This window comes from Streptomyces sp. 2P-4, from assembly GCF_030167965.1.
GTDB classification, from domain to species: domain Bacteria; phylum Actinomycetota; class Actinomycetes; order Streptomycetales; family Streptomycetaceae; genus Streptomyces; species Streptomyces globosus_A.
In genome coordinates, this window is sequence record NZ_CP095011.1 from 1525473 (window position 1) to 1548690 (window position 23218).

Consider the following 23218-nt stretch of genomic DNA (forward strand, 5'->3'; position numbering starts at 1 on the left):
GCCCGGTTCAGGCCGGCGCCGTGAGGCGTGCGGCCAGGGCGGCCGCGGCGGGCGCCGGCGTACGGGGGGTGATCAGCTCGGTGCGGTGCACCAGCCGGGTGCCGGCCAGCGGTACGGCGGCCCCGGCCGCGCGCGCCGCGGCGGCTTCGGCGACGCGGCGGGGCAGCAGGGCCAGTCCGTGCCCGGCGGCGGCGAGCGAGCACAGGGCGTACAGGTCGGTGCCGTCGTACCGCAGGGCGGGGGTGGTGCGGGCGGCGGCGGGCGGGGCGAGTCCGACGTGCGGGGCGTCGAGCCAGCGGGCGTCGGCCAGGTCGTCCAGCCGCAGCGCGGCCCGCCCGGCGAAGGGGTGCCCGGCCGGGAGCAGGACGGCGAGGGGCTCCTCGGCGACGCCGGTGACGGCCAGGGGTGCGACGTCGGGCAGGCGCAGCGGGTCGCTGGGGGCGGCCGTGCCGTCGGTGAGGCCGAGGTCGCAGCCGCCGGTGGCGACGGCGGCCGGCACCGCGGCCGGCGGGACGACCCGCAGTTCGACGCCGGTGGCGGGCAGTGCGGCGAGCAGCGCCGGGCCGACGGCGAGCGGGGACGCGGCGAGGGTCAGGCGGCCGGGCGGGGCCGCCGCCAGCCGGCGGACGTCGGCGCGGGCGGCGTCGATCCGGAGCAGCAGCGGCGCGGTGTGTTCGAGGAGGCGGTGCCCCGCGGGGGTGGGGGCGACGGGCCGGCGGGTGAGCAGGCCGGTGCCCAGGTCGGCCTCCAGGGCGGCGATGTGCTGGGAGACGGCCGACTGGGTGTAGCCGAGCTCGCGGGCGGCGGCGGAGAAGGACGCCAGGCGGGCCACGGCGGCGAAGGTGCGGAGCAGGTGCGGATCCATGGCCATCAGGATCACTTATCGATCATGAAGGAACAATCGTTGGCGCTGAACGCGCAGCCGGCCACAGGATGATCCGTATGACCACCGCACCCCACGGGCTCACGCCTGCGACGACACCTGCCACGCCTGCCTCACCCGCGACCGGAACCCCTGCCGCACCCACCGGCACCACCCGCCCGGCGCGTGTCGCGCTCGTCGGCGACCGCTCCCCGCACGTCGAGTCCCACGTCCGGATCCCGCGCCTCCTCGACGCCCTCACTTCCCGCGACGGGCTCGTCCTCGACGCGTACTGGATCCCCACCGCCGACGCCGAAGCCGAGGCCGCCTCCGGCTCGCTCGCCCGCTTCGATGCCGTCTGGATGCTGCCCGGCAGCCCGTACGCCAGCGAGGCCGGGGCGCTCGCCGCGATCCGGACCGCCCGCGAGGAGGGCATCCCCTTCCTCGGGACCTGCGGCGGCTTCCAGCACGCCCTGCTCGAATTCGCCCGCTCGGTGTGCGGGCTGGCCGTCGGGCACGCGGAGAACGACCCCGCCGCCGGGGACCTGCTGATCGCGCCGCTCGCCTGCTCGCTCGTCGGGCACGAGGGCCTGGTCCGGGCCGAGCCCGGCTCGCTGGCCGAGGCGGCGCTGGGGGCGGAGCGGAGCCTGGAGCGCTACCACTGCACCTTCGGCCCGGACCCCCGCCACCTGCCGGCGCTCGCCGCGCACGGGCTGAGGCTGTCCGGGCACGACGAGGAGGGGCAGCTGCGGATGGCGGAGCTGCCGGGGCACCCGTTCTTCCTGGCCACCCTCTTCCAGCCGGAGCTGTACGGCGACGGGAGCCGCCCCCATCCGGTGGTGAGGGCCCTCGCGGCGGCGGCCGTGGCGCACGCCGCGGCCGCCGGCTGACGGGCGCGCGCCCGTCCGGCGGGGCGGCGGGCCGCCTGGGGGGGCGGCCCGCCGGGGCCGCCGGGGGGCGGCGTGTCGCGGGACCACCCCGCTGATCGGCTATGCTGTGCGTGCACATCGAACGGGCGGACCGCCGCCCGTCGTGGTGGGTGTAGCTCAGTTGGTAGAGCACCTGGTTGTGGTCCAGGTGGCCGCGGGTTCGAGTCCCGTCACTCACCCTGTCGCCTGTGGGGCGCGAGATCACTCGCGCCCCACAGGCTTTTCCGTTCCTTGCGGCCGGGTCAGCCGCGCAGGAAGTCCTCGACCTCTGTGACGAACGCCACCGGCGTCTCGTGCGGCGGGGCCTGCCACGTGTCCCGCATCACGGCGGGCGTGAGCGCGAGGTCGTACTCCCCCGCGGCCGGCGAACGCGAGTACGTGCGGCGCGTCGGGTAGCGTCTCGCGCAGGGGCGGGGGGCCCGCTCGTCGTTTCTTCGCAGGAGTGTGTCGTGGCGCGTCCGCTTGAGGGTGTCGTGTTCGCGCCGGTCGCCGACCAGGCGCCGGGTCAGGTCGGGAGGGAGACCCGGTTCACGTACCGCGAGGAGGCGGGGCGGATCTGGGCCGAGTACGCGGGCGGGGACGTCGTCCGCGGGTTCCTCGTCGGTACGCGCACCGGCGACGTGCTCGACTTCCGGTACGTGCAGCTGCGGCCCGACGGGACGACCGCCTCCGGGCACTGCACGTCCGCGGTGACGGAACTGCCGGACGGGCGGCTTCGGTTGGAGGAGTCCTGGGAGTGGGAGTCCGGGCCCGGCGCGGGCACGAGCACGGTGGAGGAGGTGCCGCGCGCGTAGTCGCCGTACTCAGGCGGTCCGGGGGCGGCCGCGGCGCGAAGTGAGCATCCGTACTCAGGTCCGGGCCGCCGCCGGTTGCCATCGTGGCGGGCATGTTCACTTCCTTGCCTGATCCCCGACTCCGCGCGGGCATCACCGCCGTCGGCAGCATGCTGCCCGACGGGGTCCTGTCCTCGGACGCCCTCCAGGAGGAGGTGGCGCGCCGCAGCGGCCTGGCCCTGCCGCCGAGGCTGCTGACCCAGGCCACCGGGATCGCCGCCCGCCGTGTCGCAGGGCCGGGGGTGTACGCGTCCACGCTCGCCGCGGGCGCGGCCCGCCGGGCCATGGACGCGGCCGGGCTGGCCGCCCCGGACATCGACCTGCTGGTGTTCGCGTCCGCGACCCGCGACATGGTCGAGCCGGCCACCGCGCACATCGTGCAGGCGGAACTGGGCACGCGGGCGCACGCCGTGGACGTCACCAACGCCTGCAACAGCTTCGTCAACGGCATCGACCTCGCCCGTTCCATGGTCCTGGCCGGGCGGGCCCGGCGGGCCCTGGTCGTCACCGGGGAGACCCCGAGCCGGGCCGTGCAGTACGCGCCGGCCGACCTCGCCGAACTGCGCGCCGGCTTCGCCGGGTACACGTTCGGCGACGCCGGGGCGGCCGTCGTCGTGGAGGCGGTGGAGCGGGGCGGGATCCTCGACGTCGACACCGAGACGCACTCGGAGCACTGGGAGGTCGGCGGGATACCGGGCGGCGGCTCGCGCCACCCGCGCGGGGACGCGTACACGTACTTCCGCGGCGACGGCCACGAGCTGCGCGGCGTGTTCGAGAAGGTCGGGACGGCGGTCATCGACCGGACGCTGCACCGCGCCGGCACCGACTGGGACGGTTTCGCGAAGGTGCTCGTGCACCAGGTGACGGTGCCGTACCTGGAGCGGTTCGCCGAGCTGACCGGGGTGCCCGCGGAGAAGCTGGTCGTCACCGTGCCCGAGCTGGGGAACGTCGCGAGCGCCACCCTCGGCGTGCAGCTCGACCGGGTGTTCGGCGCGCTGGCGCCCGGGGAGCGGGTGCTGTTCGTCGGTCTGGGCGGCGGCATCAGCATCATGACGATGGTCTGGGAGAAGTCGTGAGCGGGCACGAGATGTGGGTGGTGGTGCCCGCCCACCAGGAGGCGGCCCGGCTGGGCGCGACGCTGCGGGCGCTGGCCGCGCAGCACGACCGGGACTTCACCCTGCTGGTCGTCGACAACGCCTCCACGGACGGGACGGGGGACGTCGCCCGGGCCTTCGCGGCGTCCGCGCCGTTCCCCGTGCGGGTCGTCGAGGAGCCGGAGAAGGGCGTCGGATCCGCTGTCGACACCGGGTTCCGGTACGCGATCGGGCAGGGGGCGCGGCTGCTGGCCCGCACCGACGCCGACTGCCTGCCCCGGCCGGGCTGGGCGGGCGCGGCGCGGGCCGCGCTGACGGCCCGGCCGGGCCTGGTGTGCGGGCGGATCACCGCGCGGCGCGACGAGCACGGGCCGCTCGGCCGGGCCGGGTTCGCCGCACTCGTGGGCCTCGCCTCGCTGTTCGGGCGGCTGCGGCCGCAGCACGTGCGGCGCGGCGAGTTCCGGGCCCCTTACCGGATGCACGCCGGGAACAACATGGCGATCACCGCCGAGCTGTACCTGGCCGTCGGCGGGATGCCGCGCCGCCCCTCGCCCACCGACCGGCTCTTCCTGAACGCCGTACGCCGCCACACCGACCGGATCAGCCGCTGCCGGTCGATGGTCGTGGAGAACTCCACCCGCCGGATCCGCGCGTACGGGATCGCCGGCACCGCCCGCTGGTACCTGGACAAGGGCAGCGGCCGCCACGGAACGGACCCCCGCTGATGCTCGACCGACTCGACCACGCCCTGCGCCGCCGGCCCGACCGGGCGGCGGTCCTCACCTCGACCCGCGGCGGCGCGCCGCGGGTCCGGGCGACCTGCGGCGAACTCGCCGGCCTCGCCGACGGATACGCGGCCGCCCTGCACGCGCGGGGGCTGCGGGCCGGCGACACCGTCGGGGTCGCGGTGCGGCCCGGACCGCGCGCCCTGGCGGTGCTGCTGGCACTGTGGCGGCTCGGGCTGCGCGGCGCCGTCCTCGACCCGGGGGCCGGGCCGGAGGTGCTGCGCGCCCGGCTGGCGCTGGCCCGGCCGTCGCTGGTGCTGGCCGACGCGGCCGCGCAGGCCGCCGCCGGGTGGGCGCGGCCGCTGGCCCGGCGGGCTGCACTGGCCCTCCCCGACCTGGGGACCCTGGGCTGCCCGGTCGCGACCGTCGGGCCGCGGCTGCCGTGGTGCGCGCCCGCGCTGGAGCGGGGGGCCCGGCGGGCCGGGCTGCCCGCGGCGGGGGCGGCGCCGGTCGGGGACGACGCCGACGCGGTGGTCGTGTTCACCTCCGGGACCACCTCGCAGCCCCGGGCCGTGGTGCACACGCGGGCGGGCCTCGCGGCCGGGATGGAGACCGTCGAGGCGCTGTTCTCCGCCGCCGGGCAGGCCGCCGGGCTGACCGCCGGGGAGGCGTCGCGGCCGGTGCTCGGCGGGACGTTCTTCGTCCTCGTGCCCGCGCTCACCCGGGGCGCGCCGGTCGCCCTGCCCGCCCGCTCCGCACGGGTCCTGGCCCGGCAGCTGCACCGGCTGCGGCCTGCGGACACGTACCTGACGCCGCCGCGGCTGCGGGAGGCGCTCGGCGCGGGCGCCCGCTTCCACGGGCGTGTGTGGACGGGCTCGGCGCCCGCCGGGGCCGAACTCCTGGGCCGGGTGCGCGAGGCGGGCGCGGCGCAGGCGTGGGGCGTGTACGCGCTGACCGAGCTGTTCCCGGCCGCGGCCGTCGAGGCCCGGGAGAAAGCCGCGTTCGAGGGCCCCGGCGACCTGGTCGGCGCCCCCCTGCCGGGCGTACGGGCCGAACCGGACGCGGACGGGCAGCTGCTGCTCTCCGGGCCGGCGGCCCGCCACCGCTACCTGGGCGAGGAGCCCGACCCGTGGGTGCGTACGGGGGACCGGGCGCGGCTGGACGCGGCGGGCCGGATCGTACTGGAGGGAAGGACCAAGGACATGGTGCTGCGGCGCGCCGAGAACATCTACCCGGGCCTGTACGAGCCTTCGCTGCACGTGCCGGGCGTCGAGCTGGCGGTGCTGGTCGGGGTCCCGGCCGGCGGCGGCCCCGAGGCCGCGGGCGACGAACGGCTCGTCGCGCTGGTGCAGCCGCGGCCCGGCACGGACCTGCCGCGGTTGCGGGCGGCCCTGTCCGGCCCCCTGCACCGGATGGGCACGGCCCGCCCGGACGCGGTCCTGTTCGCCCGGATCCCGCTGGCGGGCCGCTCCCGCAAACCGGACCGCACGGCGGCATCCGCCCTCGCGGCGGCCCGGTTGGAGGGCTCCCGATGACGGCCCGGAACGCGGCCGGCGGTACGGCATGCCCGGCAACCCCGGCGACCGGCGCCCCGGCGGAGTCCGGCGGGGCGGCATCGCAGCGTGCGACGGCGCGGCTCGTCGCGGCTGCCGGTACGGCGCCGGGCGGCACCGTCGCGGCGCCTGCCGCGGCCGGCGGTGCCGCGGCGGCGCGCCGCAGGGACCGGCGGGTGTACCTGCGCAGCCATCCCGTGCTGTTCGCGCTGCTCGCCGCGACGCGGGGGCGCGGGGTGCGCCGGATCGGGGGGACCCTGCTCGTCCACGACGCCGGCGCCTACCGGGACGCGCTGACGCGGATACCGCTCGACCGCACGGCCGCCGGAACCACCGGGGCGGCCGCGCGCGAGGCGCTCGCGGGCGCAGGCGGGGTGCTGTTCGACCAGGAGGGCAGCGGTCACCGCACCGACCGGCGCGACCTGGCCGACGGGCTCGGTGCGGCCGGGGTGGAGCGGCTGCGGGTGCGGTGGCGGCCGCTGCTGGCGGAGCGGCTCGCGCCGCTCGGCCGGGGCGGCGAGGTCGATGCGGTGGCGCTGGCCGCCGAGTTGTCGGGTTCGGCGGTGTGCGCGCTGCTCGGCTCCGGCGCGGACCCGTCCGCGGTGGCCCGTGCGGCCGCGGCCGCGGCGGCGGCGTCCGTACGCGGGCACCTGCCGGGCCCGCCCCGGCCCGGCGCGAAGAAGGCGGCGGCCCGGACCGCCCGGGAGCTGCGGGAGCTGCTGGCCGGGAGCGGGGGCGGCGACGGCGCCCTGGCGGCGATGCTGGCGGTGGCGGCCGTGAACACCACGGTCGCCGCGCTGCCGAGGGCGGTCGCCTGGTGCGCCGACGCCGGCCTGTGGGGGCAGGCCGGCGACCCGGAGCTGCTGCCGCGGCTCGCCGACGAGCTGCTGCGGGTCACCGCGGCCTCGCCGGTCCTGCCGCGGGCGGCTGCCGCCGACGGCGCGGCCGGCGGCTGCCCGGTGCGGGCGGGCGACCGGCTGGTGCTGGTCGCCCGGCATGCGGCGGGCGCGCACCGGCGCGGCCCCGACGCCCTCGATCCGGCCCCGCCGGCCGAGGCGCACCTGGTGTTCGGTGCCGGCCCGCACGCCTGCCCGGGCGCGCGGCTGGCCCGCGCCCAACTGGCCGACGTGCTGGCCGCGCTGGCCCCGTACCGGCCGGTCGTGGTGCGGGCCCGCGCGGACCGGCGGGCCGCGCTGCCCGGCTGGCGGGTCCTGACCGTACGGGCGGCTGCCGCATGAGCGCCTTCACCGGGGTGGCCGGGCTGCGCGTCGCGGTGACGGGGGCGAGCGGCTTCTGCGGCGGGCACGTCGCACGCGCCGCGGCGGCGGCCGGAGCGGACGTGGTGTGCGTGGGGCGCAGGCCCGGCCCCGTCGGGGAGCACCGCTTCTGGGACGCGGCCCGGCAGCTGCCGGACCTGGCCGGCGCGGACCTCGTCGTGCACTGCGCGGCGGCGGTCGGCGACCCGGCGCCCGGCTCGGCCGCGGAGGCGCGGATGCGGGCGGTGAACGTGGACGGCACCGAGCGGCTGGCGGCCGCCGCCGGCGGCACGCCCGTGGTGTGGGTGAGCAGTGCGAGCGTGTACGACCCGCGCCGGGACCGCACCCTGGTCCGCGAGGACCACCCGCAGGCCGGGCACCTGAACGCGTACGGCCGCACCAAGGCGGCGGGCGAGGCGCTGGCCCTGGCCGCGGGCGCGGTGGTGCTGCGCCCGCGCGCCGTGTACGGGCCGGGCGACACCACGCTGCTGCCGCGGCTCCTGTCCCGGGTCCGGGCGGGCACCCTGCTGCTGCCGGGGCCGGACGTCCTGCTCAGCCTGACGGCGGTGGAGAACCTGGCCGGCGCCGCGCTCGCGGCCGCGGGCTGGGCCCCGGGCGCGTACAACGTGGCGGACGCGGCCCCGTACGGGCGGGACGACGCGGTGCGCCGGGTCCTGCGCGCGCACGGCGTCCGCGCCCGGATCCGCCACCTGCCCCTGCCGGCGGCCCGCGCGGCGGCACGCGCGGCGGAGGCCCTGGCGTCGGCCGCCGGCCGCGAACCGGCCCTGAGCCGCTACGCGGTGGACCAGCTGGCGCACCCGGTGGTCCTGGACCTGGCCCGCGCCCGCGCCCGGGGCTGGGCCCCGCACCGCACCCTGGACGACTACCTGTCCACCCTGGGGCGGCAGGCCTGACGGCCGCGGAGAGGGCAGGCCCATGGGCGTGTCCGGGTCGCCCGGACCCGCTGTGTCTTCACGGCACGGACGTCCGCAAGTCGCCCCTGGGCTGGTTCGTGCACCAGCTCAGGGAGATCGCCCGTCATCCCGCACCGCACCGGCCGGCGGGGCTCGGTTCCCCCGCGCCTCAGCCACGCCGGCCGGCGTTCGCGTCCCCCGTCCTCCCCCGCGGGCGGCGTCAGGCGTCCGCCTCGGCCAGGCGGCGGCGCAGGCTCAGCGGCCGCATGTCCGTCCACACCCGGCCTATGTGGTCCAGGCACTCCTGCCGGGTGCCGGACGCGCCCTCGGCGTGCCAGCCCGCGGGGAGCTCCCGGTCCGCCCGCCAGATGGAGTACTGCTCCTCGTCGTTGCGCACGACCAGGTAGCGGCCGTCGTCGGTCTCGCTCATCGCCTGGGTCCTCCCGCTCTCGATCAGGTCGGCCCCCACCCTGCCCCCGCCCGCCGGGCCGGCCATAGGGACAAACGCGCAGAAGGACGGGCGGCCGGTGCTGCCGCTCCTTCCCTGGCGGCCGCCGTCCCGGCGGCGGCAGTGTTCCGGGAAGCCGGAGCAGGCCGCAGGGGCTGCCGGACCGGCAGGTTGAGGCCGGACAGGCCGGAAGGAGCTCCGCCCATGTCGGACACACCGCACCACGTGTACCTGCCCGCCGGCGGGTGGCGGCTGTGGGAGCACTTCGCGCTCCGCGGCCCCGGTTTCCCCGCCGAGGGGGTCCTGCGCACGGCTCCGCCCGGACTGGCTTACGCCGCGGACAAGTTCGGGCCGGGTGACGCGCTCGCCGGGCCCGAGTGGGACGGCTTCGCCGAGGCCTTCGACGCGGCGGCCGTCCGTACGTCCGCCCTGTTGCAGGAGATCGCCGCCGAGCCGCGTTTCCGGGCGGCGCTGGCCTGGCAGAACCCGGCCGTGCTGCGCACCGGCATCGCGCCGTTCCTGGCGTGGACGCCGACCGCGCGGGGGCGTACGAGCATGCCCCGGCAGCGGGAGGAGCTCGTCGCACACTACTGGCAGCGGTTCTGCGTCAAGAACGACACCATCGGCTTCTTCGGGCCCGTCGGCTGGGGCCGCTGGGACGCGGCGGCGGACGGGGTGCGGATCGATCCCGGGCCCGGCGGGCTCATCGCCGAATCCCGTGTCTACTTCGCCAGTTGGGCCGTCGACGCGCTCGCCCGGTCGCTGGACTCCGATCCGGCGCTGCGGGCGTGGATCCCGCCGCGGCGGGTGTCGTTCGTCCGGGCCGACGGCGACCGCGTGCACGTCCCGGGCCGGCCGCCGCAGCCCGCCGGCAGCACCGAGCGCGCCGTCCTGGACCTGTGCGACGGGACCAGGCCCGTCGCCGTGATCGCGCAGGAGCTCGGCCTGCCGGTGGCGGAGGCGACGGAGGCCGTACGGTGGCTGCAGGGCCGGCGGTGGGTGCACTGGCGGCTGGAGGTTCCCACCGGCACGTACCCGGAGCGTGAGCTGCGGGCGGTCCTGGAGCGGGTCGGCGATCCGACGCTGCGCGAGCCGGCGCTGGCGAAGCTGGCGGTGCTGGAGCGCGGCCGGGACGCCGTCCGGGAGGCCGGCACCGACGCCGACGCGCTGACCGCGGCGATCACCGCGCTGGAGGCGGACTTCGCCGCGCTCACGGCGACCGCCGCCCAGCGGTCCAAGGGCGAGCGGACGGCGCCCTGCCGGGGCCTGGTGTACTCCGACTGCCGGCGCGCCGCGACGGCCGCCCTGCCCACCGCGCTGCTCGCGGATCTGACCCCCCTCGCCCAGTGCCTGACCTCGGCGCGCTGGCTGACGAACCGCTTCGCCGACCGGGTCCGCGCCCGGCTGCGCACCGTGTACGAGCGGCTGGCCGCCGACGGCGGCCGGGTCGACCTCGGGCGGATGTGGCTGGCCTGCCTGCCGTCCCCGTACCCGGAGGCCGACCGGGACCTGGACGCCGTACAGGCGGAGCTGCGCGCCAGGTGGGCGCGCGTCCTGGACGTCCCGGAGGGGGCGCGGCGGGTGCGCGTGTCGTCGGAGTCGATCGCCGACCGGGTGCGGGAGGAGTTCGAGGAGCCCGGCGCCGGCTGGTCGCTGGCCCGCTACTTCAGCCCCGACGTGCTGCTGCTCGCCGACGGTGCGGACGCGGTGGCGCGCGGCGACTTCGACATGGTGCTCGGCGAGATGCACTGCGCCCTCAACACGATGGGCGCGTCCCTCTTCGTCCACCAGCACCCGGACCGGGGCGAGCTGGTCGCCGAGACGACCCGGGACTTCCCCGGGCCGCGGCTGCTGCCGATGCTGCCGAAGGAGCTGCCGCTCAAGTGGTCGGCGCGCAGCAGGCCGTCCCTGGACCGGCCGCAGGACTACCTGGTGTCCCTGGTCGACGACACCGGGGACCCGTACCGGCCGCGGACGGTGGCGTGCGCGGACGTCGCGGTGGAGGACCGGGAGGGCCGGCTGGTCGCGGTCCTGCCCGACGGGGCCGTCTTCGACCTGCTCGACGCGTACGCCAACACGCTCACGCAGCGGGTCATGGACCGGTTCACGCTCCGCCCGGAGGGCGACCACACGCCGCGGATCACCATCGACCGGATGGTGGTGGCGCGCGAGACGTGGGCGTTCCCCGCCGGCGGGCTCGGCTTCGCCGAGGAGAAGTCGGAGGCGCGCAGGTTCGTCCGGGCCCGGCAGTGGCAGCGGGAGCACGACCTGCCGCGGTTCGTGTTCGTGGTGTCGCCCGCCGAACCCCGGCCGTTCTACGTGGACTTCGAAAGCCCCGTGTACCTCAACATCCTGGCGAAGGCCGTGCGCCGGCTGGCGCGCAGGGACCCCGCCGCGAAGCTGAAGGTGAGCGAGATGCTGCCGACGCCGGAGCAGGCGTGGCTGACCGACGACCGGGGCGCCGCGTACACCTCGGAGCTGCGGTTCGTCGCCGTCGACCGGACGGCCGTCGAGGGGGCTGCCGCGGGAGCCGGGGCGGCCGCCGGGGCCGGGGCGGGTGCCTGATGCGGACCTTCGTCGACGACATCGCCGCCCACGCCCTGCGCGACCCGGGCCGGATCGCCGTCACCACCCCGTCCGGGGACGTCACCTACAGGGAACTCGCCTCCCGAATCGAGGAGTTGGCCGCGCGGCTGCGGGTGCGCGGCGCCCGGCCCGAGACGGTGTGCGCGGTGGCGGTGGAGCGCGGCGCGGACGCCGTGGCCGCGCCGGCCGCCGTCCTGCGGGCGGGGGCGGCGTTCCTCGGCCTGGACCCGGAGCAGCCGCCCGCGCGGCTCGCCGCGCTCGCCCGCAGCGGCGGCGCCGAACTGCTGGTCACCACCCGGGCGCAGGCCGGGCGGCTCGGCGGCCTGCCGGTGCCCGGCCCGCCGGTGCTGCTGGACGAGCCGGACCCGGCGGGCGCGCGGCACACCGCCGACACCGGGGCACTGCCCGCACCGGTCGGGGAGCGGTCGCTGGCGTACGTCAGCCACACGTCCGGCAGCACCGGCGAGCCCTCCGCCGTCCTGGTCGAACACCGCGGCCTGGACTCCTACCTGCGGTTCGTCGCCCGCGACTACGGCCTCGGCCCCGACACGGTCGCCCTCCAGACCGCGCCGCTCGGCTACGACGCCTCCCTCCGCGACACCTTCGCCCCGCTGCTGGCGGGCGGACGCCTGGTGGTGCTGCCGCGGTCGGCGCTGCTGCGGCCGGAGGAGTTCGGCGCCGCCGTGCGCCGGTACGGGGTGACGGCGCTGCTCAGCACCACCCCGTCCTTCCTGTCCTTCCTCGCCGGGCAGCCCGGTGCGGCCGGGCAGCCCGGTGCGGCCGGGCTGCTGGACGGCGTACGGCTGGTGGTGTCCAGCGGCGAGTCGCTGCGGCCGTTCCTCGCCGCGGGCGGGCGGTCGCTGGTGCGGGGCGCGCTGGTGAACCAGTACGGGCCCACCGAGTGCACCATGACGTCGACCCGGCACACCGTCCCGGAGGCCCCCGACACCGTCGCCGACGTCGTCGGCACGCCGATCGACGGGGTGCTCGTACGGCTGCTGGACGCCGGCATGCGCCCGGTGGCGGACGGGGCGGTGGGCGAGGTGTACATCGGCGGCGCCGGCGTGGCCCGCGGCTACCGGGGGCAGCCGGAGCGGACCGCGGAGCGGTTCGTGCCCGACCCGCTCGGCCCGCCCGGCGCCCGCCTGTACCGTACGGGCGACCTGGCGGTCCTCGGCCCGGACGGGCTGGAGTTCCACGGCCGCGCCGACCGGCAGGTCAAGATCCGCGGCTACCGGGTCGACCCCGCGGAGGTCGAGGGGGTGCTGCTGGCCCACCCCGGGGTGACCGGGGCCGTCGTCACCTCCGACACGGACGCGCAGGGCCGGGTCTTCCTCGTCGCGCACGTCACGGGTGACCTGGCGGGCGTCCCGGACGGGGCGCTGCGCGCCCACCTGGCGGCGGCGCTGCCGCCGCACCTGATGCCCCGCCGGTTCGCGCGCCTGGAGGAGCTGCCGACGACGCGCGGCGGGAAGGCCGACCGGCGGGCCCTGGCGCAGTCCGGGGGCCGGCCGTGACGACCGCACCGGCCGGCCGGCCCGGCGTGCTGTCCGCGCTCCCGGGACCCCAGGACGCCGCCGGCCCGGCGGGCGGAGCCGGCCCTCCGGGCCGGGCCGACGTGGAGGCGGCCGCCGTGCGGATCGCCGGGCACGTGCGGCGCACCCCGCTGCTGCCCGGGCCGGGGGTGCTGCTGAAGGCCGAACACCTCCAGTACGGAGGGTCGTTCAAGCTGCGGGGCGCCGTGAACGCCGTCCTCGCGCTGGGTGCGCGCCACATCGTCGCCGGCTCCTCGGGCAACCACGGCATCGCCCTGGCCCGGCTGGCTGCCTCCCTCGGCGCCGAGGTGACGGTGGTCCTCGCCGGCGGGGCGCATCCGGCGAAGGCGGCCCTGATCGCCGCTCTGGGCGGCCGGACCGTGTCCGTGCCCGGCGGTGTCGCCGACCGGGACCGGCGGGCGCGGGAGCTGGCGCAGGAGACCGGGGCGGTCCTGGTCCCGTCGTCCGACCACCGGCTGGTCGCCGCCGGGCAGGGCACCGTCGGCCTGGAGGTGCTGGCCGACGCGCCCGACACCGGGACCGTGTACGTGCCGACGGGCGGCGGCGGGCTGCTCGCCGGGGTGTGCCTGGCCGCGCAGGGGCACCCGGTGCGCGTGGTGGGCGTCGAGCCCGCCTGCACGCCGCGGTACGCGCGCTCGCTGGCCGCCGGGCGGCCGCTCCGGCTGGGCCCCAGCAGCACCGTCGCCGACGGGCTGCGCGGCCAGCAGCCGGGCGCGGTGACGTACCCGCTGGTCCGCGACCGGGTCGACGACATGGTCGCCGTGTCCGACGCGGAGATCCTGGCCGCGGCCGCCCTGCTGCGGCGCGGCGGCGTCGACGCCGAGCCCAGCGGCGCCGTGGCGCTGGCCGGGGCGCTGCGGGCGGGCCGCAGCGGCGGCGGCCGGTGCGTGGCGATCGTCTCGGGCGGCAACACGGCGGCGGCCCTGGCCGCGGCGGCGGCCGCCGCGGTCCTTCCGGCGGGCGGCTGACCGGCGCCCCGCCCGCCCGGCCTGCCGCTTGCCCGACCTTCCGACCTTCCGACCTTCCGACCTGCCGGCCTGCCGCACCCGCCACGGCACGTCCGCACATGCCCGCGTTCTGCGTTCCCCTGACGCCCTTCCCTTCACCGACCGTCATCCCACCCCAGTCCACCTCTGCCTCAGGAGCCCTTCGTGACCGTGACCGAGAACCCGACCGCCGCCCTCGCCGCCGCCGCCCTGACCGAGCTCGTCGTCGCCGTCTACCGGGAGACCCTCGGCGTGCCCGAGCTCGACGAGAACAGCGACTTCTACGAGTGGGGCGGTGACTCCCTCGCCGCCTTCCGCATCACCGCCCGGCTGGAGGAGGCGCTGGGCGCGGAGGTGCCCGTGGCGCTGGTGTTCGCCTACCCGACGCCCGCGGACCTCGCCGACGTCGTCCGCAGCGACTTCGCACAGGCGTAGGGGCGGGCCGTGACCGACTCCTTCGTGCCCGGCGGCCGCTGGCGGCTGTGGGAGCAGTTCGCGCTGCGCGGGGCCGGCTTCCCGGCCCGCGGGGTGCTGCGGCTGGCGCCGGCGGGGCTCGCCGAGGCCGCCGACAAGTTCGATCCGGACGAGCCGTTGGAGGGGCGGCGGTGGGACGACTTCGCGGGCCTGTTCGGGCAGGCGCAGGCCGACACCGCCTCCGTCCTCCAGGACATCGCCCGGATGCCCGCCTTCCGGGAGGCGCTCGCCTGGCAGAACCGGCCGGTGCTGGACTCGGGGATCGCGCCGTTCCTGGCGTGGACGCCGACCGTGCGGGGGCGTACGAGCATGCCCCGGCAGCGGGAGGAGCTCGTCGCGCACTACTGGCAGCGGTTCTGCGTGAAGAACGACACCATCGGGTTCTTCGGGCCCGTCGGCTGGGGCCGCTGGGACCGCGACCCCGCGGCCGCCGCCCTGCGCACCGACCCGGGGACCGGATCAGGTTCCGGTCCCGGCGGCCTCCTCGCCGAGTCCCGGGTGTACTTCGCCAGTTGGGCCGTCGACGCGCTCGCGGCGGTGCTGGACGCCGATCCGGCGCTGCGCGAGTGGGTGGCCCCGCGCCGGGTGCCCTTCGTACGCCCGAGCGGCGACGGCGGGGTGGTGGTGCCGGGGCGGCCCGTGCAGGCGCCGGGCGGGGCGGCCTGCGCCGTCCTCGGCCTGTGCGACGGCGTGCGGACGGCCCGGGAGATCCGGGCCTCGCTGCCCGGCGTCGATGTGACGGCCGCCCTGGAGGAGCTGGTGGCCCGCCGCTGGGTGGTGTGGCGGCTGGAGGTGCCGGCCGGCGCCCGCCCCGAACGGGACCTGCGGGCCTGGCTGGAGCGGGTCGGCGACCCCGGCCTGCGGGACGCCGGGCTCGCCGCGCTGGACGAGCTGGAGCACGGCCGGGACCGGGTGGCGGCGGCGCGCGGGCCGGAGGAGCTGGTCGCGGCGCTGGCCGCGCTGGAGGAGCGGTTCACCGCCCTGACGGAGACGGCCGCCGTACGGGAGAAGTCGGCCGGTACGGCGCCCTGCCGGGCCCTGGTGTACTCCGACAGCCGCCGCGCGGCGACGGCGGTCCTCGGGCCCGCCGTGCACGGGGCGCTCGCCCCGCTCGACCCGCTGCTGGCGAGCGCGGGCTGGCTCACCGCGCACCTCGCCGAGGCGGTGATGGGCCGGGCCCGCGAGGTGTACCGGCGGCTGGCCGCGCGGGGTCCGGTCGACCTGGCCGCGTTCTGGTTCGCCTGCATGCCGGTCCTGCACGGCGCGGCGCGCGAGGAGGCCGAGGCGCTGGGGCGGGAGTTCCGGCGGCGCTGGCAGGACATCCTGGCCGCCGCCGCCCCGGACGGCGGCCCCGGCTCCCCCGACGGCCCCGGCCCCGGGGCCAGGCGCGTCCGGCTGACGCCGGAGGAGCTCGCGCGGCAGGTCGCCGAGCGGTTCGGCGGGCCCGGCGGGACGGGCGGCGGGTGGTCCGCGGCCCGCTGCCTCAGCCCCGACATCATGGTCGCGGCGTCCGGCCCGGAGGCCGCCGCGCGCGGCGACTTCGAGCTGGTCCTCGGCGAACTGCACGTCGCCGCCAACACCCTGGGCGCGTCACTCTTCGTGCACCAGCACCCCGACCCGGCCCGGCTGCTCGCCGAGACCGGCCGGGACCACCCGGGCCCGCGGCTGCTGCCGCTGCTGCCGAAGGAGCACCGCTCGCGGCTCTCCGCGCGGATCCGCAACGCGCTCGTCCGCCCCGAGGACTACTACGTCGCCCTCGTCGACTTCACGGCCGACCCGGCACGCCCCCGGACGGTCCTGAGCGCGGACGTGGCGGTGGTCGAGCGGGCCGGCGGAGAGCTGGCGGTCGTCCTGCCCGACGGGGCCGCGTTCCCCGCCGTCGAGGTGTTCTCGCACGTCCTGACGACGCTCGCGATGGACCTGTTCCGGCTCGTCCCGGACGACGCCCGGCACTCGCCGCGCGTCACCGTGGACCGGCTCGTCGTGGCCCGCGAGACGTGGCGGATGACGGCGGCGGAGCTGGACTTCGCCGAGGAGAAGGACGAGGCCCGCCGGTTCGTGCGGGCCCGGCGCCGGCGCGCGGAGACCGGCCTGCCGCGGTTCGCGTTCGCGGTCCTGCCGACCGAGACCCGCCCGTTCTACGTGGACTTCGACAGTCCCGTCTACGTCAACATCCTCGCCAAGGCCGTCCGCAGGATGGCCCGCAAGGACCCGGACGGGCGGGTGGTGTTCACCGAGATGCTGCCCGGCCCCGACCAGGCCTGGCTGACCGACCACCAAGGCGAGGCGTACACGAGCGAGCTGCGGTTCGTGGCCGTGGACGGCCGCTGACGGGCCCCTCGCGCGGCATCGGCGGCAGCGGCGGCGCGTCCGGTCCGGGAGGGGCCGGACGGGGCCGCCGCCCTGCGTTTCCTTCCCCCGCGGCTGCGTGCACGGCTGCGTCTTCTTCCCTACTGGCGGACCCGCCCGGCCAGCAGGGTGGGGGAAAACACCGCTTGGAGGCCCACAGTGAAGGTTGTCGCAGCGCACGGCGGGGCGAGGCAGCACGGCACCGGTGCCGGCAGCCCCGCCGGCGGGAGTGGCGGGGTGTCGTACGCGCAGCGCAGGCTGTGGTTCCTCGACCAGCTCACCGGCGGTTCCACCGAATCCCTCCTGCCCCTGGCCCTGCGGATCCGCGGCCCCCTCGACACGGCCGCCCTGGAGCGCGCGCTGGCCGGGATCGTCCACCGCCACGAGGTGCTGCGCACCCGGTTCACCACGGCCGGCGGCGAGCCCGTCGCCTGCGTGGACGCCCCCGGCGGGACCCTGCTTCGGCACATCGCGGCGGCAGGCCCGGAGGAGGTGTTCGAGCGGGAGCTGACCCGCCCCCTCGACCTGGCCCGCGAGCACCCGCTCCGGGCCGTCCTGGCCCGGCTCGGGGAGGACGACCACCTGCTCCTGCTCGTCGTCCACCACATCGCTGTCGACGGCTGGTCGTGGGACGTGCTGCTGGCCGAGCTCGACGCCGGATACCGGGGCGAGCCCGTCCCGGCGCCGCCGCTGCAGTACGCGGACGTCGCCCGTGCCGAGGCGGGGCGGCTCGCCGGGCCGCGGATGGAGCGGCTCCTCGCGTACTGGCGGGACCGGCTCGCCGGGGTGGCGCCGCTCGCGCTGCCCGCGGACCGGCCGCGGCCCGCCTTCTGGGACGGCGCCGGCGACGTGGTCCGCTTCGAGCTGCCCGCCGGGCTCGTCGCCGCCGTCGACCGGGTGGGCCGCGCCCACCGGGCGACCCGCTACATGGTGCTCCTCGCCGCCTACCAGGCGCTGCTCGGCCGCCACTCGGGCCGGACGGACATCGCCGTGTGCACCACCCTCGCCGACCGCGGCCGGGCCGACGTGGCCCGCCTGATCGGCCCGTTCGTCAACACCATCGTCCTGCGCACCGACCTGGGGGGCGGTCCGACGTTCGCGGAGCTGCTGAAGCGGGTCCGGACGGGCGCGCTGCGGGACTTCTCCCACGCCGAGGCCCCCTTCGACCGGGTCGTCGGCGCGGTGGCCGGCGAGCGGGACCTGTCGCGGCACCCGCTCGCGCAGGCCTCCTTCACCCTGCTGAACACGGCTCCGGCGCCGGCCCGCCTGGCCGGCCTGGACGTGGAGACGGTACGGACGCCGCTGGCGGGCACCCCGCTGGACGTGTTCCTCGACCTGAGCCTGCGCGCGGACGGCGCCGTCGCCGCCCGCCTGCAGTTCTCCACCGCGCTCTTCGACCGCGACTCGATGGTGCGGTTCGCCGACGGCTACACCGCCCTGCTGCGCGCCGTCACCGACGCGCCGGGCAGCCCGCTCGCCGAGCTCACCGCGGGGCTGGAGCCGCTGCCCGGGCGGGAGCGCCGCCGGCTGCTGGAGGCGGCCGGACGGCCGGACGGCCCGGCGGTCCCCGCCGTGCCCGAGCCGTTCGGGGTGTCCGGGCCGGCCGGTGCGCCCGCGCTCGTCTGCGGCGACGAGACCCTCACGTACGGGGCTTTGGACGCGCTGTCCGGCCGCATCGCCGCCGCGCTCGCCGGGGCCGGCGTGCGCCCCGGCAGCCCGGTCGGGGTGTTCCTGCGGCGCGGAGTCCGCTCGGTGGCCGCGATGGCCGCCGTGTGGCGGGCCGGCGGGGTGTACGTGCCGATGGACCCGGCGCTGCCCGCCGGGCGGCTGCGCTTCATGGCCGCAGAGGCCGGCGTGGTGTGCGTGCTCGCGGACGCGGAGACCGGGGGGCGGGCGGCCGGGCTCGGCCCGCGGGTCCTCGCCGTGGAGGACGCCGAGCGGGGCGGGGACTCCGCGCACGGCGGGGATCCGGGGGGCGCTGCGCCGCGGCACGTGCCCGGCCCGCGGGAGTTGGCGTACGTCGTCTTCACGTCGGGCTCGACCGGCCGCCCCAAGGCCGTCGGCGTCGAGCACGGGGCGATGGCCGCGCACGCGGCGGCCGCCCGCGCCGAGTTCGGGATCACGGCCGGCGACCGGGTCCTCGCGTTCTCGTCGTTCTCCTTCGACGCCTCCCTGGACCAGCTGCTGACGGCGCTGGGCTGCGGGGCCTGCCTGGTCGTGCGGCCCGACGAGCAGTGGCTGCCCGCGCGCATCCCGGCACTGGTCGAGCGGTACGGCATCACCGTGCTGAACCTGCCGCCCACGTACTGGGCCGAGGTGGCGTTCGCGCTGACCGACCGCTCGGCGGCCGCCCTGGCCGGTCTGCGGCTGCTCGTCCTCGGCGGGGAGGCCGTCCCTGCGGGGGCGCTGGCCGCCTGGCTGGCGCGGGCCCCGCACGTGCGGGTGGTGAACGCGTACGGGCCGACGGAGACGACCGTCACCGCGGCCGCACACGACATCGACCCGGGGGCCGACCCGGCGCTGGTGCCGATCGGCCGGCCGCTGGGCGGGCGGCGCGTGTACGTCGTGGACGGGCGGGACGAGCTCGTCGGCGACGGCGTGCCGGGCGAGCTGCTGATCGGCGGGCCGGAGCTGGCCCGCGGCTACCTGGGGCAGCCGGCCCTGACCGCCGAGCGGTTCACCCCCGACCCGTACGGCGCCCCCGGCAGCCGGCTCTACCGCACCGGCGACCTCGTCCGCCGACTCCCCTCCGGAGAGCTGGACTTCCTCGGCCGGACCGACGACCAGGTCAAGATCCGCGGCTTCCGCATCGAGCTCGGCGAGGTCGAGGCGGTGCTGGCCCGCTGCCCGGGCGTGGCCGCCGCCGCGGCCGCCGTCGGCACGGACGCGCAGGGCGGGGCGAGCCTGACGGGCTACGTGGTGCCCGCCCCGGGCGCCGGGCCGGAGGCGGTGGCCCCGGCCGCGCTGCGGGCGTTCTGCGCCGAGCGGCTGCCGCAGCACGCGGTGCCCGCCGCGTTCGCCGCGCTCGACGCGCTGCCCGTGGGCCCCACGGGCAAGCTCGACCGGGCGGCCCTGCCCGCCGCGGGCCCCGGCCGGGACGGGCGGGCCGCCGCCGCGACCGCGTACGCGGCGCCCCGGAACGAGGCCGAGCAGGCCGTCGCCGACATCTGGGCGGAGGTCCTCGGCGTCGAACGGGTCGGCATCGACGACGGGTTCTTCGACCTGGGCGGCCACTCGCTGCTCGCCACCATGGCCGTGTCGCGGATCGCGGAGCGGCTGGGCCGCGAGGTCGAGCTGCGGACCCTGTTCGAGAACCCGCGGATCCGCGAGTTCGGGCCGCTGGTGGCGGCGGCCCGGCAGGCGGGCGCCGCCTCGGTCGTGCCCGTGGACCGCTCCGGGCCGCTGCCGCTGTCGTTCGCGCAGGAGCGCATGTGGTTCCTGGACCGGATGTCGGGCGTCGGCGACGAGTACGTCCTGTGGTACTCATGGCGGATCCGCGGCGGCCTCGACCGGGCCGCCTGGCAGGCCGCCCTGGACGACGTCGCGGCCCGCCACGAGGCGCTGCGCACGGCGCTGGTGGAGGTGGACGGCCGGCCCGCGCAACTGGTCCGGCCCGCGGCGGGCGTTCCGCTGCTGTGGCGGCCCGCGCCGGACGGCGGCGGGGCGGACGGCCCCGGCGGTGCGGACGGCCCCGGCGGGGCAGGGGCCGGGGCCGGGGACGCCCGGCTGGACGCCGTCCGCGAGGAGGCCGCCGCGTACGCCACGCGCCGCTTCGACCTGGCCGAACCGCCGCTCCTGCGCGCCGGGGTGTGGGAGCTGGACCCGGGCGACCACGTCGCGGTGGTCGCCTTCCACCACGCCGCGACCGACGGCTGGTCCAAGGACGTCGTCATCGGCGAGCTGTCCGCCGCGTACGCGGCCCGCCGGGCCGGGCAGGAGCCCGCCCTGCCGCCGGTGCCGGTGCAGTACGGGGACTTCGCGGTCTGGCAGCGCGAGCGGCTGGCCGGCGGGGAGCTGGAGCGGCAGCTCGGCTACTGGGAGCGGGCCCTGGCCGGCCTGCCCGCGCTGGAGCTGCCCACGGACCGGCCGCGTCCGGCGGGCTGGTCGGGCCGCGGCGCCGCCGTGGAGGTCGACCTGCCGCCGGAGCTGGCGGCCGGGGTCGGGGAGCTGGCGCGGCGGCACGGCGCGAGCCGGTTCATGGTGCTGCTGGCGGTGCTGCAGATTGTGCTGGGCCGCTGGTCCGGGCAGCAGGACGTGGCCGTCGGCACGCCCGTCGCCGGCCGCGGACAGGTGGAGTTGGAGCGGCTCGTGGGGCTGCTGGTGAACACGGTGGTGCTGCGGGGCGACCTGTCCGGGGAGCCGTCGTTCGAGGAGTACCTCGGGCGGGTCCGCGATGCGGTGCTGGGCGCCTTCGAGCACCAGGAGGTGCCGTTCGAGCGGCTGGTCGAACAGCTCCGGCCGGAGCGGGACCCCTCCCGCAACCCGCTGTTCCAGGTGATGTTCGACGTGCAGGAGAGCGCGGCGGGCGGGCCCCGCGCCGACGGGCTGGAGGTGGAGCACTTCCCGCTGCCGTGGCGGTCGGCCAAGTTCGACCTGACGGCCACCTTCCTGCTCTACCCCGACCGCTTCGCGCTGAACGTGGAGTACGCGAGCGACCTGTTCGACGCCGCCACCGCGACCCGGTTCGCCGGCCACGTCCGCCGCGCCCTGGAATCGGCGCTCGCCGACCCGGCCCGCCCGGTCTCCCGGCTGGACCTCCTGACACCGCAGGAACGCGCCCGGCTCACCGCGCCCGCCCCCGGGCCCGGTCCGGAGCCGGGAGCCCCGCCCTTCGCGGTGTCCGGCGAGCCGTCGGCGGTCGCGCTGGTGTGCGGCGGGCGGTCCCTGACGTACGGCGCGCTCGACGGCCTGACCGGCGGCCTGGCCCTGGAGCTGGCCGCGGCCGGGGCGGGCCCGGAGGTGCCCGTCGGGGTGTGCATGCGCCGCGGGACGGACTGGGTGGCGGCGATGGCGGCCGTGTGGCGGGCCGGCGCGGTGTACGTCCCGCTGGACCCGGGCCTGCCCGCGGACCGGCTGCGGTACATGGTCGGGCAGGCCGGGGTGCGCTGCGTCGTCACCGACGCGGCGACCGCCGGCCGTGCGGGCGCCCTGGGCGTGCCGCTGGTCCGCGTGGACGGTGTCCGGCCCGCCCCGGACGCGCCCCGGCACCGGCCCGGGCCGCGGGAGCTCGCCTGCGCGTTCTTCACGTCCGGGTCCACCGGGCGGCCCAAGGCGGTCGGCGTCGAGCACGGCGCGCTCGGCGCGCACGTCCGCACCGCCCGCGAACGGTTCGGGATCACCTCCGCGGACCGGGTGCTGAACTTCGCGTCGTTCTCGTTCGACGCCTCCCTGGAGCAGGTCCTGCCGGCGCTGTCCGCCGGCGCGGCGGTCGTGGTCCGGCCGGACGAGGTGTGGTCGGTGGAGGAACTCGCCGACCGGGTCCGCACCGAGGGCGTCACCGTGATGGAGCTGACCCCCTCCTACTGGGAGGAGGTCACGGCGCGCCTCGACACCGTCGCCGGGGACCTGAAGGGGCTGCGGCTGGCCGTCACCGGCGGCGAGGCCCTGCCGTCGGCGCCGCTGGCCCGCTGGTTCTCGTACCTGCCGGACGTACCGGTGCACAACACGTACGGGCCGACCGAGACGGTCGTCTCGGCCACCTCCCGCACGGTCACCGGCCCGGTGGAGGGGCGCGTCCCCATCGGCAGGCCCTGGGGCGGGCGCCGGGCGTACGTCGTCGACGGGCACGGGGAGCCCGTCCCGGTGGGTGTGCCGGGCGAACTGCTGGTCGGCGGGCCGGAACTGGCCCGGGGCTACCTCGGCCGGCCGGCCCTGACCGCCGAGCGGTTCACCCCCGACCCGTACGGCGCCCCCGGCAGCCGGCTCTACCGCACCGGCGACCTCGTCCGCCGACTCCCCTCCGGAGAGCTGGACTTCCTCGGCCGGACCGACGACCAGGTCAAGATCCGCGGCTTCCGCATCGAGCTCGGCGAGGTCCGGGCCGTGCTGGAGGAGTACCCGGGCGTCCACGCGGCGGCCGTCGTGGTCCGCGCGATCCGGGGCGAGCGCACGCTCGTCGGGTACGTGGCCGCGCCCGGCCTGGACGGCGCGGCGCCGGCCGCGCACTGCCGGAGCCGGCTGCCCGGCTACATGGTGCCTGCGGCGGTGGTCGTCCTGGACGCCCTCCCCCGCACCGTGCAGGGCAAGCTCGACACGGCCGCCCTGCCCGACCCGGAACCCCCGGCACCGGCGGAGCCGGTCGCACCCCGCACCCCGACCGAGGTGGTCACGGCCCAGATCTGGTCGGAGGTGCTGGGCCTGCCCGAAGTCGGCGTCCGGGAGGACTTCTTCGCCCTCGGCGGCCACTCCCTGCGCGCCGTGGCCGTCGCCTCGCGCCTGCGCGCCGCGTTCGACTGCCCCGTCTCGGTGCGCGACCTGTTCGACCACCCGACGGTGGAACGCCTGGCCGCCGAGGTGGAGCGCCAACTGGTCGAGCAGATCGCCGCGATGACCGAGGACGAGATCGACCTGTCCCTGACCCTCGACTACTGACGGCCGCGGGGCCGGGCCCCGCCCGCAGCTGCCCGACCGGGCACCGCCTGCCACGGCCCCGG

15 protein-coding genes and 1 tRNA gene are annotated in these 23218 nt (G+C 78.1%); 14 read left to right on the forward strand and 2 right to left on the reverse strand.

Features of this window, described 5'->3' with window-relative positions:
* Window positions 1–7: 7 nt before the first annotated feature.
* Window positions 8–865: a LysR family transcriptional regulator gene (locus MUK52_RS06305; RefSeq protein ID WP_114058553.1), complete on the reverse strand. Its 858-nt coding sequence runs from the start codon at window positions 863–865 to the stop codon at window positions 8–10.
* A gap of 77 nt (window positions 866–942) precedes the next feature.
* Between MUK52_RS06305 and MUK52_RS06310 the strand changes: the two genes are divergently transcribed.
* The 8 genes from MUK52_RS06310 to MUK52_RS06345 all read left to right on the forward strand — a co-directional run bounded on the left by MUK52_RS06310 (window position 943) and on the right by MUK52_RS06345 (window position 8166).
* Window positions 943–1752: a CTP synthase C-terminal region-related (seleno)protein gene (locus MUK52_RS06310; RefSeq protein WP_114054798.1), complete on the forward strand. Its 810-nt coding sequence runs from the start codon at window positions 943–945 to the stop codon at window positions 1750–1752.
* A gap of 145 nt (window positions 1753–1897) precedes the next feature.
* Window positions 1898–1970, forward strand: a tRNA-His gene (locus tag MUK52_RS06315).
* Window positions 1971–2240: 270 nt separating this feature from the next.
* A complete protein-coding gene (locus MUK52_RS06320) occupies window positions 2241–2585 on the forward strand; it encodes an avidin-fold protein (protein WP_114054797.1) in 345 nt (114 codons plus the stop codon).
* Between the two features lie 104 nt (window positions 2586–2689).
* Complete coding sequence (locus tag MUK52_RS06325; protein ID WP_246042423.1) at window positions 2690–3700, forward strand: 3-oxoacyl-ACP synthase III family protein; 1011 nt, start codon at window positions 2690–2692, stop codon at window positions 3698–3700.
* Window positions 3697–4443, forward strand: a complete 747-nt coding sequence (locus MUK52_RS06330; protein ID WP_246042422.1) for a glycosyltransferase family 2 protein — start codon at window positions 3697–3699, stop codon at window positions 4441–4443. Before MUK52_RS06325 ends, MUK52_RS06330 begins: the two co-directional genes overlap by 4 nt.
* A complete protein-coding gene (locus tag MUK52_RS06335) occupies window positions 4443–5978 on the forward strand; it encodes a class I adenylate-forming enzyme family protein (RefSeq protein WP_284574993.1) in 1536 nt (511 codons plus the stop codon). Before MUK52_RS06330 ends, MUK52_RS06335 begins: the two co-directional genes overlap by 1 nt.
* Complete coding sequence (locus MUK52_RS06340) at window positions 5975–7234, forward strand: cytochrome P450 (protein WP_284574994.1); 1260 nt, start codon at window positions 5975–5977, stop codon at window positions 7232–7234. Before MUK52_RS06335 ends, MUK52_RS06340 begins: the two co-directional genes overlap by 4 nt.
* Window positions 7231–8166, forward strand: coding sequence for an NAD-dependent epimerase/dehydratase family protein (locus tag MUK52_RS06345; protein WP_114054795.1), 936 nt, complete (start codon window positions 7231–7233; stop codon window positions 8164–8166). The genes MUK52_RS06340 and MUK52_RS06345 overlap by 4 nt, the downstream gene beginning before the upstream one ends.
* 220 nt (window positions 8167–8386) lie before the next feature.
* On the opposite strand, the gene MUK52_RS06350 is transcribed toward MUK52_RS06345, so the two are convergent.
* Window positions 8387–8596 (reverse strand): MbtH family protein, encoded by a 210-nt coding sequence (locus MUK52_RS06350; protein WP_114054794.1) that lies wholly within the window; start codon window positions 8594–8596, stop codon window positions 8387–8389.
* A 222-nt stretch (window positions 8597–8818) separates the two neighbouring features.
* Here MUK52_RS06350 and MUK52_RS06355 point away from each other — a divergent pair, with 222 nt between their 5' ends.
* From MUK52_RS06355 to MUK52_RS06380, 6 genes are all read left to right on the forward strand, one after another.
* Window positions 8819–11179: a lantibiotic dehydratase gene (locus MUK52_RS06355; RefSeq protein ID WP_284574995.1), complete on the forward strand. Its 2361-nt coding sequence runs from the start codon at window positions 8819–8821 to the stop codon at window positions 11177–11179.
* On the forward strand, window positions 11179–12717 hold the full coding sequence (locus MUK52_RS06360) for an amino acid adenylation domain-containing protein (protein WP_284574996.1): 1539 nt from the start codon (window positions 11179–11181) through the stop codon (window positions 12715–12717). Before MUK52_RS06355 ends, MUK52_RS06360 begins: the two co-directional genes overlap by 1 nt.
* Window positions 12714–13724, forward strand: a complete 1011-nt coding sequence (locus tag MUK52_RS06365) for a threonine ammonia-lyase (protein WP_284574997.1) — start codon at window positions 12714–12716, stop codon at window positions 13722–13724. Before MUK52_RS06360 ends, MUK52_RS06365 begins: the two co-directional genes overlap by 4 nt.
* Window positions 13725–13907: 183 nt before the next feature.
* Window positions 13908–14177, forward strand: coding sequence for an acyl carrier protein (locus tag MUK52_RS06370; RefSeq protein ID WP_216827061.1), 270 nt, complete (start codon window positions 13908–13910; stop codon window positions 14175–14177).
* 9 nt (window positions 14178–14186) lie between these two features.
* Window positions 14187–16547, forward strand: a complete 2361-nt coding sequence (locus MUK52_RS06375; protein WP_284574998.1) for a lantibiotic dehydratase — start codon at window positions 14187–14189, stop codon at window positions 16545–16547.
* A gap of 177 nt (window positions 16548–16724) precedes the next feature.
* Window positions 16725–23156, forward strand: coding sequence for a non-ribosomal peptide synthetase (locus tag MUK52_RS06380; protein ID WP_284574999.1), 6432 nt, complete (start codon window positions 16725–16727; stop codon window positions 23154–23156).
* Window positions 23157–23218 lie beyond the last annotated feature (62 nt).